Below are 24,297 nucleotides of genomic sequence, written 5' to 3' on the forward strand. Positions count from 1 at the left end.
GCCGTGGAGCGTGCGCCGTACGCCGGCGTCGCCGCTCAGCGCACGAACACCCCCGCCTGACCCGCCAGGTCGAGGAAGTACTGCGGCGCCAGGCCCAGGACCAGCGTGACCGCGACACCGACCGCGATGGCCGTCATGGTCAGCGGGCTGGGCACCGCCACCGTCGGGCCGTCCGCCTTCGGCTCGTCGAAGAACATCAGCACGATGACGCGGATGTAGAAGAACGCGGCGATGGCGGACGAGATGACACCGACCACCACCAGCCAGCCCGCGCCGCTCTCCGCCGCCGCCTTGAACACCGCGAACTTTCCGGCGAAGCCCGAGGTCAGCGGGATGCCGGCGAAGGCGAGGAGGAAGATGGCGAAGACCGCCGCGGTCAGCGGTGAGCGCCGGCCCAGCCCTGCCCACTTCGACAGGTGGGTCGCCTCGCCGCCCGCGTCCCGTACGAGCGTGACCACCGCGAACGCGCCGAGCGTCACGAAGGAGTACGCCGCCAGGTAGAACAGGACGGAGGAGATGCCGTCCTTGTTGGTGGCGATCACACCGGCAAGGATGAAGCCGGCGTGCGCGATGGAGCTGTACGCCAGCAGCCGCTTGATGTCGGTCTGGGTGATGGCGACGATCGCGCCGCCCAGCATCGTGACGATCGCGACGCCCCACATGACCGGCCGCCAGTCCCAGCGCAGCCCCGGCAGGACGACGTACAGCAGACGCAGCAGCGCGCCGAACGCGGCGACCTTGGTGGCCGCGGCCATGAATCCGGTCACCGGGGTCGGCGCGCCCTGGTACACGTCCGGCGTCCACATGTGGAACGGCACCGCGCCGACCTTGAACAGCAGCCCCATCAGCACCAGCGCCGCGCCGATCAGCAGCAGCGCGTCGTTGCCCATGGTGTCGGCCAGCGCCGGGTTGATCTGCTTGGCGCCGTCGCTGACGACCTCGGCGATACCGGAGTACGTGACCGTGCCCGCGTAGCCGTACAGCAGGGCGATGCCGAACAGCAGGAACGCCGACGAGAACGCGCCGAGCAGGAAGTACTTCACCGCGGCCTCCTGCGACAGCAGCCGCTGGCGGCGGGCCAGCGCGCACAGGAGGTACAGCGGGAGGGAGAAGACCTCCAGCGCGACGAAGAGGGTCAGCAGGTCGTTGGCGGCGGGGAAGACCAGCATCCCGCCGACTGCGAACAGTGCGATCGGGAACACCTCGGTCGTGGTGAAACCGGCCTTGACCGCGGCCCGTTCGGCTTCCCCCCCGGGCACCGCCGCGGCCTGCGCCGCGAAGGAGTCCACCTTCCTGCCATGTGCGGCCGGGTCGAGCCGGCGTTCGGCGAAGGTGAAGGTGGCGACCAGCGCCACCAGCAGAATCGTGCCCTGGAGGAAGAGCGCCGGGCCGTCCACGGCGATGGCGCCCATCGCCGCGATCTTCGCCTTGGTGGTGCCGAAGCCGCCCGCCGCCAGGCCCACGACGGCCGCGAACCCGGCGGCCAGCGCGAGCACGGACAGCAGCAGCTGGGCGTAGTAGCGGCTGCGTCGCGGCAGGAACGCCTCCAGTACGACACCGATGACCGCGGCCCCCAGCACGATCAGCGCCGGGGCCAGCTGGGCATACTCGATCTTCGGCGCCGGGATCTTGCCCGGTGCCTCGGCCGCAATGGTCCACAGGCTGTGGACGCTCGCCACGGAACTCACTTCGCGGCCTCCGCATCTGCCTTCACGGGTACGTCGGGGCGGGGATCGTGCTGGTCGACGACGGACAGGGTGTGGTCCACCGCCGGATTGACGAGGTCCGTCAGCGGCTTCGGGTAGACGCCGAGGAAGAGCAGCAGCGCGATCAGCGGGGCGACGACCGCCAGCTCCCGCGCCTTGAGGTCGGGCATCGTCCGCACCTCGGCCTTCACCGGGCCGGTCATCGTCCGCTGGTAGAGGACCAGGACGTACAGCGCGGCGAGCACGATGCCGGCGGTGGCCACGATGCCCACGGCCGGGTAGCGGCTGAACGTGCCGACCAGCACCAGGAATTCGCTGATGAACGGCGCCAGGCCCGGCAGCGACAGGGTCGCCAGGCCGCCGACCAGGAACGTGCCGGCCAGCACCGGCGCGACCTTCTGCACCCCGCCGTAGTCGGAGATCAGCCGGGAGCCGCGCCGCGAGATCAGGAACCCGGCGACCAGCATCAGCGCCGCCGTGGAGATGCCGTGGTTGACCATGTACAGCGTCGCACCGCCCTGGCCCTGGCTCGTCATCGCGAAGATGCCCATGATGATGAAGCCGAAGTGGGAGATGGACGCGTACGCGATCAGGCGCTTGATGTCCCGCTGGCCGACCGCGAGCAGCGCGCCGTACAGGATGCTGATCAGCGCGAGGACGAGGATCACCGGCGTCGCCCAGCTGCTGGCCTCCGGGAAGAGCTGGAGGCAGAAGCGCAGCATCGCGAAGGTGCCGACCTTGTCGACCACCGCGGTGATCAGTACGGCCACGGGCGCGGTGGACTCGCCCATCGCACCCGGCAGCCAGGTGTGCAGCGGCCACAGCGGCGCCTTCACCGCGAAGGCGAAGAAGAAGCCGAGGAACAGCAGGCGTTCGGTGCCGGTGCCCAGCGTCAGCTTGCCGTCCGCCCGGGCCTGGACGATCTCCGTCAGGGAGAAGGTGCCGCTGCCGAGCTGGTCGGCGGTGGCCGCGTACAGTCCGATCACCGCGGCCAGCATGATCAGTCCGCCGGCCAGGTTGTAGAGCAGGAACTTCACGGCGGCCTGCGAGCGCAGCGTCGCACTGCGCTCCTCGCCGCCCGGCCCGGCCCGGTCCCCGAAGCCGCCGATGAGGAAGTACATCGGGATGAGCATGGCTTCGAAGAAGATGTAGAAGAGGAAGACGTCGGTGGCCTCGAAGGAGAGGACCACCATCGCCTCGACGGCGAGGATCAGCGCGAAGAAGCCCTGGGTGGGGCGCCAGCGCCGGTTCGGCTCGGCCTCTTCCATGGGGTCGGCGTCGCGCCAGCCCGCCAGGATGACGAACGGGATCAGCAGTGCGGTCAGCGCGATCAGCGCCACCGCGATGCCGTCCACGCCCAGTTCGTAACGGACGCCGAAGTCCCTGATCCAGGAGTGCGACTCGGTGAGCTGGAACGGGCCTTTCGCGCCCGTGTCGAAGCGGACCGCGACCACCGCGGCCGGCACCAGGGTGGCCAGCGAGAAGAGCAGCGCCAGCCACTTGGCGGCGGTGCGCCGGGCGGCGGGCACCGCGGCGGTGGCGATCGCGCCGATCGCCGGGACCGCCGCGGTGGCCGTCAGAAGGGGAAACGACATGGCTCAGACACCCCTCATCAGCAGGGTCGCGGCGATCAGCACGGCCGCACCGCCCAACATCTGTACCGCGTACGAGCGGGCGAAGCCGTTCTGCACCTGGCGCAGCCGGCCGGAGAGACCGCCCATCGACGCCGCCGTGCCCCGGACCGCGCCGTCCACGACGGAGTGGTCCAGCTCGGCGAGGGCGCGGGTCAGTTCCCCGCCGCCGCGTACCAGCACGGCGTGGTTGAAGTCGTCCTGGAGCAGGTCGCGGCGGGCCGCCCGGGTGAGCAGCGAGCCGCGCGGGGCGACGGCCGGTACCGGCTTGCGTCCGTACTGGAGGTAGGCGAGTGCGACGCCGAGGAGCATCACCACGATCGTGGCGGTGGTGATCGTCGAGGCGCCGATCGGCGGGTGGCCGTGGTCGAAGTCGGTGACCGGCTCCAGCCAGGTCACGAACGCCTCGTTGATGCTGAACAGTCCGCCCGCGAAGACCGACCCGACGGCCAGCAGGATCATCGGGATGGTCATGGACTTGGGCGACTCGTGGGGGTGCGGCGGGGTGTACTCGCCCCGCGTTTCCGCGGCGGGCTCCACCGAGGGTTCGGCGGGGGACGGTGTCGGCGCCTTGCGCCAGCGTTCCTCGCCGAAGAACGTCATCAGCATCACTCGCGTCATGTAGAACGCGGTGATCGCGGCGCCCAGCAGGGCCGCGCCGCCGAGGATCCAGCCCTCGGTGCCGCCCTTGGCGAACGCCGCCTCGATGATCTTGTCCTTGGAGAAGAAGCCGGACAGCCCCGGGAAGCCGATGATGGCCAGGTAGCCGAGGCCGAAGGTGATGAAGGTGACGGGCATGTATTTACGCAGACCGCCGTAGCGGCGCATGTCCACCTCGTCGTTCATCCCGTGCATCACCGAGCCGGCGCCGAGGAACAGGCCCGCCTTGAAGAAGCCGTGGGTGACCAGGTGCATGATCGCGAAGGCGTAGCCGATCGGGCCGAGCCCGGCGGCCAGGATCATGTAGCCGATCTGCGACATCGTCGAGCCCGCCAGGGCCTTCTTGATATCGTCCTTCGCGCAACCGACGATCGCACCGAACAGCAGCGTCACCGCGCCGACCACCACCACGGCGGTCTGCGCGTCCGGCGCCCCGTTGAAGATCGCCCCGGAGCGGGTGATCAGGTAGACGCCGGCGGTCACCATCGTCGCCGCGTGGATCAGGGCCGAGACCGGAGTCGGGCCCTCCATCGCGTCACCGAGCCAGGACTGGAGCGGGACCTGCGCCGACTTGCCGCAGGCGGCGAGCAGCAGCATCACGCCGATGGCGGTGAGCTTGCCTTCGGACGTCTCGCCGGCCGCGCCCAGCACCGGGCCGAACGCGAACGTCCCGAACGTGGTGAACATCAGCATGATGGCGATGGACAGTCCGACGTCACCGACGCGGTTGACCAGGAACGCCTTCTTCGCCGCGGTCGCCGCGCTGGGCTTGTGCTGCCAGAAGCCGATGAGGAGGTACGAGGCCAGGCCCACGCCCTCCCAGCCGACGTACAGCAGGAGGTAGTTGTCGGCGAGGACGAGCAGCAGCATGGCCGCGAGGAAGAGGTTGAGATAGCCGAAGAAGCGGCGGCGCCGTTCGTCGTGCTCCATGTAGCCGATCGAGTAGATGTGGATCAGCGATCCGACACCGGTGATCAGCAGAACGAAGGTCATGGACAGCTGGTCGAGCTGGAAGGCGACGTCCGCCTGGAAGCCGCCCACCGGAATCCAGCTGAACAGGTGCTGGTGCAGGGTGCGGTGCTCGGCGTCGCGGCCCAGCAGTTCCGTGAACAGGGGGACGGCCAGGGCGAAGGACGCCAGCGCGAACAGCGTGCCGAGCCAGTGGCCGGCCCGGTCCAGTCTCCGGCCGCCGCACAGCAGCAGGGCCGCGCCGACCAGGGGGGCCGCGACGAGCAGGGCGATCAGGTTCTCCACGTTTACGACCCCTTACAGCTTCATCAGGCTGGCGTCGTCGACCGAGGCCGTGTGGCGGGTGCGGAAGATGGACACGATGATCGCCAGGCCCACCACGACCTCGGCCGCGGCGACGACCATCGTGAAGAACGCGATGATCTGCCCGTCCAGATTTCCGTGCATCCGCGAGAAGGCCACGAAGGCGAGGTTGCAGGCGTTGAGCATCAGCTCGATGCACATGAACACCACGATGGCGTTCCGCCTGATCAGCACCCCGACCGCGCCGATGGTGAACAGCAGGGCGGCGAGATAGAGGTAGTTGACCGGGTTCATCGCTTCGCCTCCTCACTGCGTCCCAGCCACTCTTCGGAGCGCTGTTCCAGCGCCTTCAGCTCGTCCAGCGACTCGGCGGAGACGTCGCGGATCTGGCCGCGCTCGCGCAGGGTCGGGTTGACGGTCAGCTCGGACGGCGTGCCGTCGGGGAGCAGACCGGGGACATCGACCGCGTTGTGCCGGGCGTACACGCCCGGAGCGGGCAGCGGCGGGACTTGCTTGCCCTCGCGGATGCGGGCCTCGGACTGCTCTCGCTGCGTCTTGGCACGCTCCGTGCGCTCGCGGTGCGTGAGGACCATCGCGCCGACCGCCGCCGTGATCAGCAGCGCGCCGGTGACTTCGAAGGCGAAGACGTACTTGGTGAAGATCAGCGCGGCCAGGCCCTGCACATTGCCGCCGGCGTTGGCCTCGCCGAGGCCGTTGAAGTGCGTGAGCGAGGCGTTGCCGAGGCCGGCGATGAGCAGGATGCCGAAGCCGAGTCCGCAGGCGGCGGCCAGCCAGCGCTGGCCCTTGAGCGTCTCCTTGAGGGAGTCGGCCGCCGTGACGCCGACCAGCATCACGACGAAGAGGAACAGCATCATGATCGCGCCGGTGTAGACGACGATCTGCACGATGCCGAGGAAGTACGCGCCGTTGGCGAGGTAGAACACCGCCAGGATGATCATGGTGCCGGCGAGCGACAGGGCACTGTGCACGGCGCGCTTCAGCAGGATCGTGCACAGCGCGCCGATCACCGCGACGGTACCGAGGATCCAGAACTGCACCGCCTCGCCGGTGGACGCCGCGGCGGCCAGGGAGGTCGTCATCACCGGCTCACCTCCCGGGCGGCCGGCTCGTCGGGCCCGAAGGTGGCCGCGGCCTCCTGGGGCGCCGCGGTGTCCGCGCCGCCCTCCCCTTCGGCCGTCTCGCCCTTGGAGACGGCCACCTGCCGCTCCGTGCCCGGCGCGGCCTCCGTCACCAGGCCCCGGTAGTAGTCCTTCTCCGTCATCCCGGGATAGATGGCGTGCGGGGAGTCGACCATGGTGTCCTCCAGCCCCGCGAGCAGCTCTTCCTTGGTGTAGATGAGCGATTCGCGGGACCGGTCGGCGAGTTCGTACTCGTTGGTCATGGTCAGCGCGCGGGTGGGGCACGCCTCGACGCACAGGCCGCACAGGATGCAGCGCAGGTAGTTGATCTGGTAGACGCGGCCGTAGCGCTCGCCGGGGCTGTAGCGCTCCTCGTCGGTGTTGTCGGCGCCCTCGACGTAGATCGCGTCGGCCGGGCAGGCCCAGGCGCACAGCTCGCAGCCGACGCACTTCTCCAGCCCGTCGGGATGCCGGTTGAGCTGGTGGCGGCCGTGGAAGCGCGGCGCCGTCGGTTTCTTCTCCTCCGGATACTGCTCGGTCAGCCGCTTCTTGAACATGGCCTTGAAGGTCACGCCGAAGCCGGCCACGGGGTTCTGGAAGTCAGGCACCGTCGCCCCCCTTTCCGTCCTTGTCGATTCCGTCACTGACAGTGTCCACCCCGCCACTGACAATCAACTCCCGCTCCCGTCGCGGCTGTCGCCGCGGTACCGGTGGCAGGGTCTGTCCGGGCAGCGGCGGTACGGGGAAGCCGCCCGCCATGGGGTCGAAGGCCGGCTCCTGTTCCGGCTCCTCCTTCTCGCCCCGCCGGAAGAAGTCCGCGACGAGGGAGATCAGCAGGACGGCGATGGCCGCGCCGCCCACGAACATCACGATGCGCTGGAAGTCATAGCCCTCGTTCTTCAGGGCCCGTACGGTCGCGACCAGCATCAGCCAGACCATGGAGACCGGGATGAGGACCTTCCAGCCCAGCTTCATGAACTGGTCGTAGCGCACGCGTGGCAGCGTGCCGCGCAGCCAGATGAAGAAGAAGAGCAGCAGCTGCACCTTGATGACGAACCAGAGCAGCGGCCACCAGCCGTGGTTGGCGCCTTCCCAGAAGGTGGTGATCGGGTACGGGGCCTTCCAGCCGCCCAGGAAGAGGGTCACCGCGACCGCCGAGACGGTCACCATGTTGATGTACTCGGCGAGCATGAACATCGCGAACTTGATCGACGAGTACTCGGTGTTGAAGCCGCCGACCAGGTCACCCTCGGACTCCGGCATGTCGAACGGCGCGCGGTTGGTCTCGCCCACCATGGCGACGACGTAGATGATGAAGGAGACCGGCAGCAGCAGCACGTACCACTTGTCCTGCTGCGACTCCACGATCGTCGAGGTCGACATCGACCCGGAGTAGAGGAAGACCGCCGCGAAGGACAGGCCCATCGCGATCTCGTACGAGACCATCTGCGCGCAGGAGCGCAGGCCGCCGAGCAGCGGGTACGTCGAGCCGGAGGACCAGCCCGCCAGCACGATGCCGTAGATGCCGACGGAGGCGGTGGCCAGGATGTACAGCACGCCGATCGGCAGGTCGGTGAGCTGCATCGTCGTCCGCTGGCCGAAGATCGAGACTTCGTTGCCGGCCGGGCCGAAGGGGATCACCGCGATGGCCATGAAGGCCGGTACGGCCGCCACGATCGGCGCGAGCACGTACACCGCCTTGTCGGCCCGCTTGACGATCAGGTCTTCCTTGAGCATCAGCTTGATGCCGTCCGCGAGGGACTGGAGCATGCCCCAGGGGCCGTGCCGGTTGGGGCCGATGCGCAGCTGCATCCACGCGACGACCTTGCGTTCCCAGACGATCGAGAAGAGCACGGTCAGCATGAGGAACGCGAAGCAGAAGACCGCCTTGACCGCGATCAGCCACCACGGGTCGCGGCCGAACATCGACAGGTCTTCCTGGGCCAGCGCGCTGCCGGACAGTGCCAGGTGCTGCATCACGCGTCCACCTCCTTGACCGGACCGGACGCCGGACCGGCAGCGCCGGAAACGCCCGGCTCAGCGGCCCCGGCCACCGCCGCGACCCTCACCAGCTCCCCGGGCCGCGCCCCGGTGTCGGCGGTGACCCCGCCGCCCACCGAGTTCAGCGGCAGCCACACCACCCGGTCGGGCATCGGGGTGACCGCCAGCGGCAGCCGTACGGACCCGGCGGGCCCGGTGACCGCCAGCAGGTCGCCGTCCTTGACGCCGGTCTCCTCGGCGGTGGCCGCCGACATCCGTGCGACCGCCGCGTGCCGCGTACCGGCCAGCGCCTCGTCGCCGTCCTGCATCCGCCCTTGGTCGAGCAGCAGCTTGTGGCCCGCCAGTACGGCCTCGCCGGGTTCGGGACGCGGCAGCGCGCGCCCGGGCTCCACGGGGTCGGCGGCGTACGTGCCGCCCCACGGCCCCAGCGCGGTCATCTCCCGCCGCACCGCCCGTACATCGGGCAGCGCCAGGCGGACGTCCATCGCGTCGGCGAGCATGTGCAGGACCCGGGCGTCCGGCAGCAGGTGCCGCCGGGTCATCTGGTCCGGTTTGAGCGCGGCCTCGAACAGCCGGGCCCGGCCCTCCCAGTTGAGGAAGGTGCCGGACTTCTCGACGACCGCCGCGACCGGCAGGACGACGTCCGCGCGTTCCGTCACGGCCGAAGGCCGCTGCTCCAGGCTGACCAGGAAGCCCACCGAGTCCAGTGCCTCCAGGGCCCGCGCCGGGTCCGGCAGGTCCGCCGGGTCGACGCCCGCCACCAGGAGGGCGCTCAGCTCCCCGGCGGCAGCCGCGGCCACGATCTGGCCGGTGTCGCGGCCGTGCCGCTGCGGCAGGCCCGCGACGCCCCAGGCGGCTGCGACCTCCTCGCGGGCGCGCGGGTCGGTCGCCGGGCGCCCGCCCGGCAGCAGCCCCGGCAGCGCGCCGGCCTCGACGGCGCCGCGCTCACCGGCCCGCCGGGGAATCCACACCAGCCGGGCACCGGTCGCGGCGGCGGCCCGTACGGCCGCCGTCAGCGCGCCCGGCACCGTGGCCAGCCGCTCCCCGACGACGAGCACCGAACCGGCGGCGCGCAGCGCTTCGGCCGCACTCCGGCCCGCGCCCTCCAGCCCGACGCCACCACACAGCGCGTCCAGCCACTCCGTCTCCGTGCCGGGCGCGGCGGGCAGCAGTGTGCCGCCCGCCTTGATCAGGCCGCGCGTCGCGTACGGCGCGAGCCCGAAGGTGCGCTGGCCGTTCTTGCGGTGGGCCTTGCGCAGCCGCAGGAAGACGCCGGGCGCCTCCTCCTCCGCCTCGATTCCGGCGAGGAGGACGGCCGGTGCCTTCTCCAGTTCGGTGTACGTGGCCCCCGAGCCGTCTCCGTCCAGGTCACGGCCCCGCCCGGCGACCCGCGCCGCCAGGAAGTCGGCCTCCTCGGCGCTGTGCGCACGGGCCCGGAAGTCGATGTCGTTGGTGTCCAGCGCGACCCGCGCGAACTTGGCGTAGGCGTACGCGTCCTCGACGGTCAGCCGGCCGCCGGTCAGCACGCCGGTACGGCCCTTGGCGGCGCCCAGCCCGCGCGCCGCCGCTTCCAGGGCCTCCGGCCAGCTGGCCGTCACCAGTTGGCCGGTCTCCGCGTCCCGCACCATCGGGTGCTCCAGCCGGTCGCGCTGCTGCGCGTACCGGAAGGCGAAGCGCCCCTTGTCGCAGATCCACTCCTCGTTGACCTCGGGGTCGTCGGCGGCCAGCCGCCGCATGACCTTGCCGCGCCGGTGGTCCGTACGGGTCGCGCAGCCGCCCGCGCAGTGTTCGCAGACGCTCGGCGAGGACACCAGGTCGAAGGGGCGCGACCGGAAGCGGTACGCGGCCGAGGTCAGCGCGCCGACCGGGCAGATCTGGATGGTGTTGCCGGAGAAGTACGACTGGAACGGGTCGCCCTCGCCCGTGCCGACCTGCTGGAGCGCGCCCCGCTCGATCAGTTCGATCATCGGGTCGCCCGCGACCTGGTTGGAGAAGCGGGTGCAGCGCGCGCACAGCACGCACCGCTCACGGTCCAGCAGCACCTGCTCGGAGATCGGCACCGGCTTCTCGAAGGTGCGCTTCTTGCCCTCGAAGCGGGTGTCGGCCTGTCCGGCGGACATCGCCTGGTTCTGCAGCGGGCACTCGCCGCCCTTGTCGCAGACCGGGCAGTCCAGCGGGTGGTTGATCAGCAGCAGTTCCATCACGCCGCGCTGGGCCTTCTCGGCGACGGGCGAGGTGAGCTGCGACTTGACCACCATGCCGTCGGTGCAGGTGATGGTGCAGGAGGCCATCGGCTTGCGCTGGCCCTCCACCTCCACGATGCACTGGCGGCAGGCGCCTGCGGGGTCGAGCAGCGGGTGGTCGCAGAAGCGCGGGATCTCGATGCCGAGGAGCTCGGCGGCCCGGATGACCAGCGTCCCCTTGGGGACGGAGATCTCGATGCCGTCGATCGTCAGCGTGACGAGGTCTTCGGGCGGGATGGCCGCCCCGCCGCCCCCGGCGGGGGCGTCGCTGGTGACCGTCATGCGTTCACCCCCAGGTGAGCGTTGGTGTCGGCCCAGGCGGTCGACCTGCCGGGGTCGAAGGGGCAGCCCTTGCCGGTGATGTGCTGCTCGTACTCGGCGCGGAAGTACTTCAGCGAGGAGAAGATCGGTGACGCGGCGCCGTCGCCCAGCGCGCAGAAGGACTTGCCGTTGATGTTGTCGGCGATGTCGTTGAGCTTGTCGAGGTCGCTCATGCGGCCCTTGCCGGCCTCGATGTCGCGCAGCAGCTGGACGAGCCAGTAGGTGCCTTCGCGGCAGGGTGTGCACTTGCCGCAGGATTCGTGCGCGTAGAACTCGGTCCACCGGGTCACGGCCCGTACGACGCAGGTGGTCTCGTCGAAGCACTGGAGCGCCTTGGTGCCGAGCATCGAGCCCGCGGCGCCGACGCCTTCGTAGTCCAGCGGTACGTCGAGGTGCTCGTCGGTGAACATCGGTGTGGAGGAGCCGCCGGGCGTCCAGAACTTCAGCCGGTGACCGGGCCGGATGCCGCCGCTCATGCCGAGGAGCTGGCGCAGTGTGATGCCCAGCGGGGCTTCGTACTGGCCGGGGTTGGCGACGTGGCCGCTGAGCGAGTACAGCGTGAAGCCCGGGGACTTCTCGCTGCCCATCGTCCTGAACCAGTCCTTGCCTTTGTTCATGATGGCGGGAACCGACGCGATGGACTCGACGTTGTTCACGACAGTGGGGCAGGCGTACAGGCCCGCCACCGCCGGGAAGGGGGGACGCAGCCGGGGCTGTCCGCGACGGCCCTCCAGGGAGTCCAGCAGCGCGGTTTCCTCGCCGCAGATGTACGCGCCCGCGCCCGCGTGCACGACGACGTCCAGGTCCAGGCCCGAGCCGAGGATGTCGCGGCCGAGATAGCCCGCCTCGTACGCCTCCCGTACGGCCTCGTGCAACCGCCGCAGTACGGGCACGACTTCACCGCGCAGGTAGATGAAGGCATGGTGCGACCGGATCGCGTGACACGCGATGACGATGCCCTCGATCAGGGAGTGCGGATTGGCGAAGAGCAGCGGGATGTCCTTGCAGGTGCCCGGCTCGGACTCGTCGGCGTTGACGACGAGGTAGTGCGGCTTGCCGTCGCCCTGCGGGATGAACTGCCATTTCATCCCGGTGGGGAAGCCGGCGCCGCCGCGGCCGCGCAGTCCGGCGTCCTTGACGTACGCGATCACGTCGTCCGGCGGCATCGCGAGGGCCTTGCGCATGCCCTCGTAGCCCTCGTGCCGCAGATAGGTCTCCAGCGTCCAGGAGCCCGGCTGGTCCCAGAAGGCGGACAGGACGGGTGCGAGCAGCTTCTCCGGGTTGGCCTTGCTGACCTCGGCTGCCACGGTCATCACTCCCCCTCCTCGGCGGTGGGCCCGGCCGGATGCGAAGGGTCGGAGGCCGAGGTTTCGCGTGGTGCGTCGTGTGAGCTGGGGTGGGTGGCCGGTGCCTCGCCCGTGGCCCGTCCGGCGCGCTCGCCCTCGGCTTCGGCGGGGTCGGCGCCCCGCTGCGGTACGACGTGGTCGGCGGAGCCCGCGCCCGGTACGGCTTCGCCCTTGGCCAGCCGCAGCCCCACCAGCGAGGCGGGCCCGGCGCCGCCGGTGGCCTCGACCGCGCCCGGCCGCTGATCCGGGAACCCGGCGAGGATGCGGGCCGTTTCCTTGTAGGTGCACATCGGCGCGCCGCGGGTCGGCTCGACGGTCCGGCCGTCGCGCAGGTCGTCCACCAGCCGTTTCGCGCTGTCCGGCGTCTGGTTGTCGAAGAACTCCCAGTTGACCATCACGACGGGTGCGAAGTCGCAGGCCGCGTTGCACTCGATGTGCTCCAGCGTGACCTTGCCGTCCTCGGTGGTCCCGCCGTTGCCGACGCCCAGGTGCTTCTGCAGCGTCTCGAAGATCGCGTCGCCGCCCATCACGGCGCACAGGGTGTTGGTGCACACCCCGACCTGGTAATCGCCCCCGGGCCCGCGCCGGTACATGGAGTAGAAGGTGGAGACCGCCGTGACCTCCGCCGTCGTCAGGTCCAGCAGCTCGGCGCAGAAGCGGACGCCGGTGCGGGTGACGTGCCCCTCCTCCGCCTGGACGAGATGCAGCAGGGGCAGCAGCGCGGAGCGCGCGCCGGGGTAGCGGGCGATCACCTCCTTGGCGTCCGCTTCGAGCCGGGCCCTGACCTCGGCGGGATAGTCGGGGGCGGGGAGCTGCGGCATCCCCAAACTGACGTCTGTCACCGGTCGACGCCTCCCATCACGGGGTCGATGGACGCGACGGCGACGATGACGTCGGCCACCTGGCCGCCCTCGCACATCGCCGCCATGGCCTGGAGGTTGGTGAAGGACGGGTCCCGGAAGTGCACCCGGTAGGGGCGGGTGCCGCCGTCGCTGACGGCGTGCACGCCCAGCTCGCCCTTGGGGGACTCCACCGCCGCGTACGTCTGGCCGGGCGGCACCCGGAAGCCCTCCGTCACCAGCTTGAAGTGGTGGATCAGGGCCTCCATCGAGGTACCCATGATCTTCTTGATGTGGTCGAGCGAGTTGCCGAGTCCGTCCGGGCCCATGGCCAGCTGGGCGGGCCAGGCGATCTTCTTGTCGCCGACCATCACCGGCCCCGGTGCCAGCCGGTCCAGGCACTGTTCGACGATGCGCAGCGACTGGCGCATCTCCTCCAGGCGGATCAGGAAGCGTCCGTAGGAGTCGCAGGTGTCGGTGGTCGGCACCTCGAAGTCGTAGTGCTCGTAGCCGCAGTACGGCTGGGCCTTGCGCAGGTCGTGCGGGAGTCCGGCGGAGCGCAGCACCGGCCCGGTGGCGCCGGTGGCCAGGCAGCCGGCCAGGTCGAGGTAGCCGATGTCCTGCATGCGGCCCTTGAAGACCGGGTTGCCGGTGGCGAGCTTGTCGTACTCGCCCAGGTTCTTGCGCATCTTCTTCACGAACTCGCGCACCTGGTCGACCGCGCCCGGCGGCAGGTCCTGGGCGAGGCCGCCGGGCCGGACGTACGCGTGGTTCATCCGCAGCCCGGTGATCAGCTCGTAGATGTCCAGGATCAGTTCGCGGTCCCGGAACCCGTAGATCATGATCGTGGTGGCGCCCAGCTCCATGCCGCCGGTGGCGATGGCCACCAGGTGGGAGGAGAGCCGGTTGAGTTCCATCAGCATCACGCGGATGACGGACGCCCGGTCCGGCACGTCGTCGGTGATGCCGAGCAGCTTTTCCACGGCCAGGCAGTACGCCGTCTCGTTGAAGAACGGCGTGAGGTAGTCCATCCGGGTGACGAAGGTGGTGCCCTGCGTCCACGTACGGAATTCGAGGTTCTTCTCGATGCCGGTGTGCAGGTAGCCGATGCCGCAGCGGGCCTCGGTGACGGTCTCGCCGTCGATCTCCAGGATCAGCCGCAGCACGCCGTGGGTGGAGGGGTGCTGGGGGCCCATGTTGACGACGATCCGCTCGTCGTCGGTACGGGCCGCGGCGGCCGCGATCTCGTCCCAGTCGCCGCCGGTGACCGTGTAGACGGTGCCCTCGGTGGTCTCCCGAGGGGTCGCATGGCTGGTGGACATCAGGTGTACGACCTCCGCTGGTCGGGAGCCGGGATCTGGGCGCCCTTGTACTCGACGGGAATGCCGCCGAGCGGGTAGTCCTTGCGCTGCGGGAAGCCCTGCCAGTCGTCCGGCATCATGATCCGGGTGAGCGCCGGGTGGCCGTCGAAGATCAGTCCGAAGAAGTCGTACGCCTCGCGCTCGTGCCAGTCGTTGGTCGGGTAGACGCTCACCAGGGACGGGACGTGCGGGTCGGCGTCCGGCGCGGACACCTCCAGGCGGATCAGCCGGTTGTGGGTGATCGAGCGCAGGTGGTAGACGGCGTGCAGCTCCCGGCCCTGGTCGCCGGGGAAGTGCACGGCGCTGACGCCGGTGCACAGCTCGAAGCGGAGCGCCGGGTCGTCGCGGAGGGTCTTCGCGACGGTCGGCAGGTACTCCCGCTCGATGTGGAAGGTCAGCTCGTCGCGGTCGACGACCGTCTTCCCGATGACGTTCTCGGGGACCAGCCCCTGCTCGTCCAGCGCGCCTTCCAGCTCGTCGGCCACCTCGTCGAACCAGCCGCCGTACGGGCGGGACGTGGCGCCCGGCATCCGTACGGACCGTACGAGCCCGCCGTACCCGGAGGTGTCGCCGCCGCCGCTTGCGCCGAACATGCCGCGGCGGGTGCCGATGACCTCACCGTGGTCGCCGCGCTGGCCGGGGAGGTTCTGCGCGTTCAGGTCCTGGTCGGGGTTGACCCCGTCGGGCCCCTTGGCCGCTCCGGGCCCGCCGTTCCCGTTGACGCCGCCAGTGCCGTTGGCGCCACCGTTCCCGTTGGTCCCCTTGGTGCCGTCGCTCACCGCAGCAGCCCCTTCATCTCGATCGTCGGGAGCGCCTTGAGCGCCGCTTCCTCCGCCTCGCGGGCCGCCTGCTGCTGGTTGACCCCGAGCTTGGTGCCCTGGATCTTCTGGTGCAGCTTGAGAATGGCGTCCATGAGCATTTCGGGGCGCGGCGGGCAGCCGGGCAGGTAGATGTCCACCGGGACGATGTGGTCGACGCCCTGGACGATCGCGTAGTTGTTGAACATCCCGCCCGACGAGGCGCACACGCCCATCGAGATGACCCACTTCGGGTTCGGCATCTGGTCGTAGACCTGCCGCAGCACGGGCGCCATCTTCTGGCTCACCCGGCCGGCCACGATCATCAGGTCCGCCTGGCGCGGCGACCCGCGGAAGACCTCCATGCCGAAGCGGGCGAGGTCGTAGCGCCCGGCGCCGGTCGTCATCATCTCGATGGCGCAGCAGGCGAGGCCGAAGGTGGCGGGGAAGACCGATGACTTGCGCACCCAGCCCGCGGCCTGTTCGACGGTGGAAAGCAGAAAGCCGCTCGGCAGCTTCTCTTCAAGTCCCATTGATGGCCCCTAGTCCCATTCCAGGCCGCCACGACGCCATACGTAGGCGTAGGCGACGAAGACGGTGAGCGCGAAGAGGAGCATCTCCACGAGCCCGAAAAGCCCGAGGGCGTCGAAGGTGACGGCCCAGGGGTAGAGGAAAACGATCTCGATATCGAAAATGATGAAGAGCATCGCCGTGAGGTAGTACTTGATCGGAAATCGACCGCCGCCGGCCGGCTGCGGCGTGGGCTCGATTCCGCATTCGTACGCCTCTAGCTTCGCCCGGTTGTAGCGCTTGGGTCCGACGAGCGTGGCCATCACGACAGAGAAGATCGCAAAGCCTGCCCCGAGGGCTCCCAGTACGAGGATGGGCGCGTAAGCGTTCACCGTCCTCGCTCCCTTCAGTCGACGATGACTGGATGGCGGTCCGCCCGGTCCCGCTCACCGGCCCCACGAAGATCGCGCCTATGTGAGGCAGTTCACAAGCCCGAGCCGCCTGCATCTTATGCCCGCTGGTCTGTGATCTGCGACACGGGGTGCGCCAACGTCTTTGTGATCTCCACCACCTGACGGCCGGTCATCTGGTCCGACGAACGCCGATCTTCGTACGGGAAGCACGCGAATGATCACCGGAGGTGACATTCTGCGGCGTTGCCCCTGGTCAGCGTGGGGTTGCCACTATCAAGAGGTGGGGGATGCAAGCAAATTGGCGCTACGCCGGGCCAACTGCTAGGGCCAGCCGGGCCGCAGGCGCGGGCCGACCCGACCCGGCTCGCCGTGACCGTCCCGAGACCGCCGTGACCGTCCCGTGATCATCGGTACGTGCTCACGTTCACGAGCACACCCACCACGCGGACATCACGGGAACATAACGGGCACTCACGAGTGACCTATCCCACGCGGCTTGCGCCCTTGAATGCTTGACCTTCGGGAAGCCTTGGCGTGGCGGATCAGTAGGTGATAAGTGCCCTCGGGGCGCGCATCGGCCCGTAAACGCCATGCGTAAGAACATGATCACGAAATCCGGACGGGCCGCCGCCCGGTCGACGACCGGCGAAAAGTCCCTTTTATTCATCGCGTACGCGTCAAGTGTGGTGCACGCCACCTTTGTTGGCAGCAACCTGTGGCTCCTGATAGCCGTGGTGCCATGTCCCCGAACGCAGTCATACCCAGCCACCGGAAGCCCCGCCGTTCCGCGTCCTCGCGGGCACTGCGCGCAGGGGTCACCGGTGGCATCCTCACCCTGGCGGTGACCGGCGCGAGCATGCCCGCCGGCGCCGCGGAGAAGCCCGTCTCCGAAACCCAGGAGATGCCGACCATCACCTCGGCACTGGCCACCAGCCTGGCCAAGAGCGCGGACACCGCCCAGCGGATGGCGCTGGACTACGAGCTCCAGGCCGCGCAGGACACCGCCACCACCCAGGCCACCGAAGCCGCCACGAAGGACAAGGCCGAGGCGGACAAGAAGGCGGAGGCCGAGAAGAAGGCCGAGGAGGCCCGCAAGGAGGCCGCCGAGAAGAAGGCCGCCCAGGAGCGCGCCTCCCGCTCCTCCGAGCGCACCTCGCTGCGCTCCCTCTCCGCCCCGTCCGCCGACTCCCCCGTCTCCGGCGCGACCGGCAGCAGCGCCTCCCTGATCGGCTTCCTGCGCGCCCAGCTCGGCAAGTCCTACGTGCTCGGCGCCTCCGGCCCGTCCGCGTACGACTGCTCCAGCCTGGTCCAGGCCGCGTACCGCACCATCGGCATCGACCTGCCGCGCACCTCGCAGCCGCAGTCCACCGCCGGTTCGCAGGTGAGCCTGAGCAACCTCCAGGTCGGCGACATCCTGTACTGGGGCAGCGCGGGCAGCGCGTACCACGTCGGCGTCTACGTCGGTAACGGCAACTTCATCGGCGCCCAGAACTCCAGCACCGGCATCGTCGAGAAGCCGCTGAGCTACAGCCAGCCGACCGGCGCGGTCCGCGTCCTGTAGGGCACCCGCACACACGGCCGAGGGCCGCCGTTCCCACCGCTCGGGAACGGCGGCCCTCGCGCGTTGCAGGGGCAAAGCGACACCTGGCCCGATTTATTGACTTATCATCACATAAGCCCGAATCGGCCATTCGACAAAGCAACGCCCGTTCGGCACAACTACCGTAACGACTCTGTCCCAGTTGTACCTCTCGCCGTACTCATCCCTTCCGCCCCGTAATGCCCGCACCCCCTTTTTCGTGGCATCGGACCCGCGGCTGACGAGAGGAAGCACTTTCTTACATGAGAATCCATCGTGCCCATACTTTTCGGGCCGTCGCCTGGGCGGTGACGGCGACCGCACTTGCCTCCACTCTCAGCCTGGGACCGGTCCATGCCACCGAGCCCGTCTGCCCGCCGGCCGAACCGAAGCAGAAGCCCGCCGATACCTGTCCCGCGCCCTCCGCCAAGAAGCCCCCGGCCAAGAAGCAGACCGCGAATAAGCAGACCGCAGCACAGAAGCAAGCCGCGAAACAGCAGGCGGCGCGGAAGCAGGCGGCCAAGAAGGAAGCTGCCAGGAAACAGGCCGCGCGGAAGGAAGCCGCCAGGAAACAGGCGGCCAAGAAGGAGGCCGCGCGCAAGCAGGCGGCGAAGAAGGAAGCCGCCAGGAAGCAAGCGGCCCGTAAGGAAGCCGCGCGCAAGCAGGCGGCGAAGAAGCAGGCCGCCAAGAAGAAGCAGGCTCCCTCGGCGGCCTGCCGCCCGCCCAAGCCGAGGCCGTCCACCACCTGCAAGCCCGCGCCCAAGAAGCAGCCTGCCAGGAAACAGCCCGCTGCCAAGAAGCCCGCCACGAAGAAGCCGTCGTCGCAGACGCCGACGGCCCAGCGGCCCCCGAGGAAGCGGCCACCGGCCAAGCGCCCGCCCACCAAGAAGCCCCCGGCCCAGAAGAAGCAGCTGAAGCAGGACCACGGCTGGCAATGGGAAGGGCTCTACATCGACGCCGCCGACCTGCGGAAGGTCAATGTCTTCCTCGCCCGCGCCAGAAAGGCCGAACGCACCATCAGCCCCCAGGTCCGCAGCGTCGCCCGCCGGACCAAGGCCACCGTGGTCGGCTTCGAGGACCGGCGCAGATCCCCGGAATCGGTCAAGCGCGCGGTCGCCCGCACCATGCAGGGCAATCCGACCGTGACCGCGGACGAGGCCCTGAGCCGCATCAACGATTCCGTCCGCTACATCCTCCAGTGGCCGGACAAGTCCTACGTCAAGGGCGTCCAGGACACCACCAAACTGCTGCAAGGGTGGAAGAACGACAATCTCCGCTGGTCCAACACCTGGGCCCGGCCGCGTGGATACAAGGGCATCAACACCGCCTGGCGGGCGAACGACTCGGGCCACCCGTACGAACTGCAATTCCACACCCCGAAAAGCCGCGCCGCCCAACGGCAGAGCCGGGCTCTTTACGAGGAAGCCCACCGCCCCAGGACCACCTCCCAGCGCCGGGCCCAGATCCAGGGTCAGATGAACCGGATCTACGCCACGGTCCCCTGTCCCGCAGGCTCCCAGCTCCTCAACGGCCCCCGCCGCCGCTCCGCGGAACGCAGGACGGGAACCACGACATAGGCGCTGCCCATTCCGGCTTTTCCGCGCGCGGTCCGGGTGCCCGTTCCGTAGGCCCCGGACCGTGCGCGGACGGCAGTTCAGATAATGCCTGAGCAGAGATCACCGGGCCCCCGGGACGGGTTTTTGCGGGTACTGACGCCGTTCACCGGGCCGCGGGTTTCCACGAGCCGGTGAGTGATGTCCCGGTGCCCCCCGAGCTCCTTATAAGAACCAGGGAAAGAACCAACCAACCTCCCCCACCTGCCCCCGAATCGCGTTTGTCACCTGATCAGGTGACGGGCTCGCTCATCGGGGTCCGGAAGCTGTACGTTCGCGCCACAACCCAAAAATGAACGGCCCCCGACGGGACTGCCATCCCATGTGTCGAGGGCCTATCAAGAGGAAGAAACCGCTTCCCCATGACTCATCGCGAGTCTAACGCGCGCGACCGCGCCGACACTGCCGTTCCGCCCTCCGGAGTGGTCCACGTACGGCACCACCACACGGCCCACTTCACCGTCGTCGGCAACCACCTCGCCCTCGACCCGGCGCTCTCCGCCACCGCCCTCGGCTACGCCGTACGCATCCAGGCCATGGCCGACGGCGCCAACATCACCATCCGGGCGCTCGCCCACCGGTACACCGAGTCGGAGTACCGGATCGCCAAGGCGCTCAACGAGCTGGAGGCGGCGGGCTACCTGGTACGGCAGCGGGAGCGCACCGCAGCCCAGCGCATCATCACCCGAACCACGTACTACGAGCACCCCGACGACCGGCCACTCCCGCACCAGCCGGAGCCGTCGCCGCCCGCGTGTCATGCACAGCCTGTGGACACCGCCGGGGACGAGGAACCGCCGCCACCGATCGCCCTCCCGCACCCCGCCCCGGGTCCGGACCCCGGTCTGGACCCCGACCCGGACCCGGACCCATCGCCGGCGTCAGGCCCGGCCCCCGACCCGGCTCCTGCTCCCGTCGCGGACTCGGCCTCTGCCCCCTCCGATGCCTACGCCGCCCCCGAAGCCCCCGCCATCCCCATCCCCATCGCCCCCGCCGCCTCCACCACCTCCACCGCCTCCGCTCCTCCCCCGCCGCCCGCCCTCATCCCCTCCCCCGTCACCGATCTCCTCTCCGGGCTGCGGCTCGTCGACGCCCGGCTGACGCTCTCCGTACGGGACGTGATCCGGCTGGCCCCGGCCGTGTCGGCCTGGCTCGACCGGGGTGTTCCGGCGGCGCATGTCGTCCGTACGCTCACCTCGACGCTCCCCGCCGGGCCCATCTTCCGCCCGGCCGCCCTCCTGGGGCACCGCCTCACCGAGTGGCTGCCGCCGCCGCTTCCCCTGCGGCCCGCCGAGACGCCGGGGCGCGTGCGGGAGACCACCCAGGAGTGCCTGTTCTGCGGCCTCCCCTTCGAGTCCACGCCCGAGCCCACGTCCGCGTCTTCGGCCTCGCCCGCGCCCCTGGCCCGCTGCCCCCGCTGCCGTTCGGCCGAGGCGTGGACAGCTGCGGCGCCCCGGCCGGCCGCGCTGCGCAATCTGCAAGCGCCCTCCCATCTCAGGACCGGAGCAGCCGCTTCTGGACGGATTCCAGCGGCCCGTACGCGAAGCGCCGCAGCCAGAGCCTCGACGCCGTGAACAGCACCCCGCACACCGCCAGCCACAGGCCCACCACCCACCACGGGCCCTGGTCCGCCCACCGTTCGGCCAGGCCCAGGCCGATGCCGTAACAGGCCAGTACGCACAGCACGTTCTGCAGGACGTAGCAGGACAGTGCCGTACGGCCGATCGCAGTGAGCCCGGCGGTCAGCGGGCCCGGCCGGCGTACGCGGTCGAGGAGCAGGCCGATGAGGCCCATGTAGCCGACGGCGACGACGGGGGCCGCACCGTACCGGGCCACCATGGCCAGTTCCGGACCGGCGGCCACCGTGGCGATGTTGAGCGGGATGCCGACACCCAGGCCCCAGCCGCACATCCGCCACCGGATGCGCCGTCCGTGCGCGTCCGGGCGGAAGGCGCCCGCCCGGAACAGCCGTACGCCGAGGTGGAAGAGGAAGACGAGCAGCGCGAAGGAGATGACCGGCTCCATGCGGAGTGCGATCGCGTTCTGCAGCCGGAAGCTGATCTGCTCCAGGTAGCTTCCGTCGGCGTACAGGCCGACAACTCGCCGGCTGGTGCCCGTACTTGCGCCGGACGAGGCACCGGCGCCGGTCACCGCCGCCGTCAGCAGCCCCAGCACCACCAGGTGCACCCCGGCCGCCACCCACATCAGCACCCGCTGCGTGCGCGCGGTCCGCGTCAGCTGCCAGGCGACCAGGAGGGCGACGACCGCGTACCCCATCAGCACGTCCCACGCGAAGACGAGGACGAAGTGCACGGTTCCCTCGGCGAAGAGGAACAGGGCGCGCCACTTGTACCGGCCGGGCCACGTACGGCCGCGCTTCGCGGCGGACTGGAACTGGATGGCCAGGCCGACGCCGAAGAGGATCGTCAGCATCGAGAGGAACTTGCCGTCCGCGAGGAAACGGAAGATCTCCTGCACCGTCCCGGACCCCGATGTGCCGAACGCCGACGCGGCGGCGCTCCCGCTCAGGATGCCCCACTCCGCGCCGGGCGACGCGAAGATCCAGACGTTGGTCATCAACGTCCCCAGGATCGCCACCCCGCGCAGCACGTCCGGCAACGGCAGCCGCCCGGACCGCCCCGGCGCCCGGTCCGCCGCCGCGCCCGCAGCCCCCGGCGCACCCGCCGTACCGGGCGCGTTCTCCACCGTCTCCGTCACGCCGCCTCCCTCCCCCGGTGTTCGCTGTCACACCCATCGTCGGGGCGGGAAGATCCCGTTTCTTCGTCCGCGACGACGAGAACCCGCTACATCCTTCGATGCAGCGGGTTCTCGTCGGGGCGCATCTTCGGCGCGGCCCCCTAAGCCTTCGGCGCCACCTTGCTCAGCCCGTTGATGATGCGGTCCATCGCGTCGCCCCCCGTGGGGTCGGTGAGGTTGGCGAGCATCTTGAGGGTGAAGCGCATCAGCATCGGGTGGGTGAGGCCGCGCTGGGTGGCGATCTTCATGACCCTCGGGTTGCCGATGAGCTTCACGAAGGCGCGGCCCAGGGAGTAGTAGCCGCCGTAGGTGTCCTTGAGGATCTTCGGGTAGCGCTGGAGGGCCAGCTCGCGCTGGGCGTACGTGGCGCGGGCGTGCGCCTGGACGATCACCTCGGCGGCGATGGAGCCGGACTCCATGGCGTACGCGATGCCCTCGCCGTTGAACGGGTTGACCAGGCCGCCCGCGTCACCGACGAGCAGCAGGCCCTTGGTGTAGTGCGGCTGGCGGTTGAAGGCCATGGGGAGGGCGGCGCCGCGGATCGGGCCGGTCATGTTCTCCGGCGTGTAACCCCAGTCGGCGGGCATGGACGCGCACCACGCCTTGAGGATCTCGCGCCAGTCCAGTTCCTTGAAGGAGGAGGACGTGTTGAGGACGCCGAGGCCGACGTTGCTCGTACCGTCGCCCATGCCGAAGATCCAGCCGTAACCGGGCAGCAGGCGGTCCTCGGCGCCGCGGCGGTCCCACAGCTCCAGCCAGGATTCGAGGTAATCGTCATCGTGGCGGGGCGAGGTGAAGTACGTACGGACCGCGACGCCCATCGGGCGGTCCTCGCGGCGGTGCAGGCCCATCGCCAGGGAGAGGCGGGTGGAGTTGCCGTCCGCCGCGACCACGAGCGGGGCGTGGAAGGTGACCGGCGTCTTCTCCTCGCCCAGCTTCGCCTGGACGCCCTCGATGCGGCCGGTCAGGTCGTTGATGATCGGCGCGCCCACGTTGCAGCGCTCGTACAGGCGCGCGCCGGCCTTCTGCGCCTGGCGTGCGAGCTGCTCGTCGAAGTCGTCGCGCTTGCGGACCAGACCGTAGTCCGGGTACGAGGCCAGGTCCGGCCAGTCGAGCTGGAGGCGGTTGCCGCCGCCGATGATGCGCAGGCCCTTGTTGCGCAGCCAGCCCGCCTCTTCGGAGACGTCGATCCCCATGGAGATCAGCTGCTTGGTGGCCCGGGGCGTGAGGCCGTCGCCGCAGACCTTCTCGCGCGGGAAGGCGGTCTTCTCCAGGAGGAGGACGTCCAGTCCGGACTTGGCGAGGTGGTACGCGGTCGCCGAACCGGCGGGACCGGCCCCGACCACGATGACATCCGCGCTGTACTCGGAGCGGGGGGTGTTCACGGACTCGCTCACGGACTCGCTCACGGCATCAGTCGCGGACTCGGTCACGGCGGGATCTCCCCGGAAGTCGATATCTGGGTGCCGACCGGCACTGGGCCCCGTCAGTCTATGGGGGCACCGGTGATCAGGATCTGAAGGGTTGGTCGGTCCATGTACGAGCCATCTGAGTCACCGCGGACGCCGTCCGTACCGGGGTTCACGCTGCGCGTTCCCGTCGAGGAAGACGCGTGGCACTGGCACCGGGTGTTCGCGCACCCCGACGTGATGGAGTTCCACGGCGGCGCCCCGGCCGAACTGTCCGAGTATCAGGAGCTGACCGCACGGCAGCGCCGCCACCACGCGGAGCACGGATTCTGCATGTACTCGATGATCGGTGCGGCGGAGGAGGAGACCGGCGCCGTCCTGGGCTTCACGGGCGCGCAGCCCTGGCCGTACGACTGGGGCCCGGTGGGCGAGATCGAGATCGGCTGGCGGCTGGGGCGGGCGTACTGGGGCAAGGGGTACGCGACACAGGCGGCCCGGGCCGCGCTGGAGGCGGTACGGGCCGCGGGGGTACGGAACGTGGTCGCGATGGTGGCGGCCGGGAACGAGCGGTCCGTCGCGGTGACCCGACGGCTCGGGATGCGGCACGCGGAAACGTTCCGTACGCCGTCCGGGCGGCAGGGGTACTGCTTCCGGCTGGAGCTGTGAGGACGATGTACGGGTGAGAAGGACGTACGGGCGA

General features: G+C 69.9%; 20 protein-coding genes. 4 read left to right on the forward strand and 16 right to left on the reverse strand.

Annotation, left to right across the window (positions count from 1 at the left end; all coding sequences use genetic code 11):
- Nucleotides 1-35 precede the first annotated feature (35 nt).
- The 14 genes from nuoN to ACZ53K_RS07355 form a co-directional block, all read right to left on the reverse strand.
- A complete protein-coding gene (gene nuoN, locus ACZ53K_RS07290; RefSeq protein WP_468832695.1) occupies nt 36-1,688 on the reverse strand; it encodes an NADH-quinone oxidoreductase subunit NuoN in 1,653 nt (550 codons plus the stop codon).
- A complete protein-coding gene (locus tag ACZ53K_RS07295; protein ID WP_468832696.1) occupies nt 1,685-3,301 on the reverse strand; it encodes an NADH-quinone oxidoreductase subunit M in 1,617 nt (538 codons plus the stop codon). Before ACZ53K_RS07295 ends, nuoN begins: the two co-directional genes overlap by 4 nt.
- Nucleotides 3,302-3,304: 3 nt before the next feature.
- Complete coding sequence (gene nuoL, locus ACZ53K_RS07300; RefSeq protein ID WP_468832697.1) at nt 3,305-5,251, reverse strand: NADH-quinone oxidoreductase subunit L; 1,947 nt, start codon at nt 5,249-5,251, stop codon at nt 3,305-3,307.
- 12 nt (nt 5,252-5,263) lie between these two features.
- Nucleotides 5,264-5,563 carry an NADH-quinone oxidoreductase subunit NuoK gene (gene nuoK / locus ACZ53K_RS07305; RefSeq protein ID WP_468832699.1) on the reverse strand — a complete coding sequence of 100 codons (300 nt, stop codon included), beginning with the start codon at nt 5,561-5,563 and terminating at the stop codon, nt 5,264-5,266.
- Nucleotides 5,560-6,369, reverse strand: coding sequence for an NADH-quinone oxidoreductase subunit J (locus ACZ53K_RS07310; protein WP_468832700.1), 810 nt, complete (start codon nt 6,367-6,369; stop codon nt 5,560-5,562). The genes nuoK and ACZ53K_RS07310 overlap by 4 nt, the downstream gene beginning before the upstream one ends.
- Entirely contained in the window at nt 6,369-7,016 is a 648-nt protein-coding gene (gene nuoI, locus ACZ53K_RS07315; protein WP_468832701.1) for an NADH-quinone oxidoreductase subunit NuoI, read from the reverse strand. The genes ACZ53K_RS07310 and nuoI overlap by 1 nt, the downstream gene beginning before the upstream one ends.
- Nucleotides 7,009-8,385 carry an NADH-quinone oxidoreductase subunit NuoH gene (gene nuoH / locus ACZ53K_RS07320; RefSeq protein WP_468832807.1) on the reverse strand — a complete coding sequence of 459 codons (1,377 nt, stop codon included), beginning with the start codon at nt 8,383-8,385 and terminating at the stop codon, nt 7,009-7,011. Before nuoH ends, nuoI begins: the two co-directional genes overlap by 8 nt.
- Nucleotides 8,385-10,934, reverse strand: a complete 2,550-nt coding sequence (locus ACZ53K_RS07325) for an NADH-quinone oxidoreductase subunit G (RefSeq protein ID WP_468832703.1) — start codon at nt 10,932-10,934, stop codon at nt 8,385-8,387. Before ACZ53K_RS07325 ends, nuoH begins: the two co-directional genes overlap by 1 nt.
- Nucleotides 10,931-12,286 (reverse strand): NADH-quinone oxidoreductase subunit NuoF, encoded by a 1,356-nt coding sequence (gene nuoF / locus ACZ53K_RS07330; protein ID WP_468832704.1) that lies wholly within the window; start codon nt 12,284-12,286, stop codon nt 10,931-10,933. Before nuoF ends, ACZ53K_RS07325 begins: the two co-directional genes overlap by 4 nt.
- Nucleotides 12,286-13,161, reverse strand: a complete 876-nt coding sequence (gene nuoE / locus ACZ53K_RS07335; protein ID WP_468832705.1) for an NADH-quinone oxidoreductase subunit NuoE — start codon at nt 13,159-13,161, stop codon at nt 12,286-12,288. The genes nuoF and nuoE overlap by 1 nt, the downstream gene beginning before the upstream one ends.
- On the reverse strand, nt 13,158-14,480 hold the full coding sequence (locus ACZ53K_RS07340) for an NADH-quinone oxidoreductase subunit D (RefSeq protein ID WP_468832706.1): 1,323 nt from the start codon (nt 14,478-14,480) through the stop codon (nt 13,158-13,160). Before ACZ53K_RS07340 ends, nuoE begins: the two co-directional genes overlap by 4 nt.
- Complete coding sequence (locus tag ACZ53K_RS07345; protein WP_468832809.1) at nt 14,480-15,178, reverse strand: NADH-quinone oxidoreductase subunit C; 699 nt, start codon at nt 15,176-15,178, stop codon at nt 14,480-14,482. Before ACZ53K_RS07345 ends, ACZ53K_RS07340 begins: the two co-directional genes overlap by 1 nt.
- A gap of 116 nt (nt 15,179-15,294) precedes the next feature.
- On the reverse strand, nt 15,295-15,849 hold the full coding sequence (locus tag ACZ53K_RS07350) for a NuoB/complex I 20 kDa subunit family protein (RefSeq protein WP_031002905.1): 555 nt from the start codon (nt 15,847-15,849) through the stop codon (nt 15,295-15,297).
- Between the two features lie 9 nt (nt 15,850-15,858).
- Entirely contained in the window at nt 15,859-16,218 is a 360-nt protein-coding gene (locus ACZ53K_RS07355; RefSeq protein ID WP_030022241.1) for an NADH-quinone oxidoreductase subunit A, read from the reverse strand.
- 760 nt (nt 16,219-16,978) lie between these two features.
- Here ACZ53K_RS07355 and ACZ53K_RS07360 point away from each other — a divergent pair.
- The 3 genes from ACZ53K_RS07360 (at nt 16,979) to ACZ53K_RS07370 (ending at nt 21,005) form a co-directional block, all read left to right on the forward strand.
- Nucleotides 16,979-17,800, forward strand: coding sequence for a C40 family peptidase (locus ACZ53K_RS07360; protein WP_468832708.1), 822 nt, complete (start codon nt 16,979-16,981; stop codon nt 17,798-17,800).
- Nucleotides 17,801-18,081: 281 nt separating this feature from the next.
- Nucleotides 18,082-19,395 carry a hypothetical protein gene (locus ACZ53K_RS07365; RefSeq protein ID WP_468832709.1) on the forward strand — a complete coding sequence of 438 codons (1,314 nt, stop codon included), beginning with the start codon at nt 18,082-18,084 and terminating at the stop codon, nt 19,393-19,395.
- Between the two features lie 398 nt (nt 19,396-19,793).
- Nucleotides 19,794-21,005, forward strand: coding sequence for a hypothetical protein (locus tag ACZ53K_RS07370; protein WP_468832711.1), 1,212 nt, complete (start codon nt 19,794-19,796; stop codon nt 21,003-21,005).
- Here the strand turns inward: ACZ53K_RS07370 and ACZ53K_RS07375 are convergent.
- Complete coding sequence (locus ACZ53K_RS07375) at nt 20,926-22,149, reverse strand: DUF418 domain-containing protein (protein WP_468832712.1); 1,224 nt, start codon at nt 22,147-22,149, stop codon at nt 20,926-20,928. The two genes, ACZ53K_RS07370 and ACZ53K_RS07375, sit on opposite strands and share 80 nt — an antisense overlap.
- A 140-nt stretch (nt 22,150-22,289) precedes the next feature.
- Nucleotides 22,290-23,597 (reverse strand): geranylgeranyl reductase family protein, encoded by a 1,308-nt coding sequence (locus ACZ53K_RS07380; protein ID WP_468832810.1) that lies wholly within the window; start codon nt 23,595-23,597, stop codon nt 22,290-22,292.
- A gap of 126 nt (nt 23,598-23,723) precedes the next feature.
- Here ACZ53K_RS07380 and ACZ53K_RS07385 point away from each other — a divergent pair, with 126 nt between their 5' ends.
- A complete protein-coding gene (locus tag ACZ53K_RS07385) occupies nt 23,724-24,263 on the forward strand; it encodes a GNAT family N-acetyltransferase (RefSeq protein ID WP_468832713.1) in 540 nt (179 codons plus the stop codon).
- Nucleotides 24,264-24,297 lie beyond the last annotated feature (34 nt).

This window comes from Streptomyces sp. NPDC033221 (assembly GCF_055577005.1).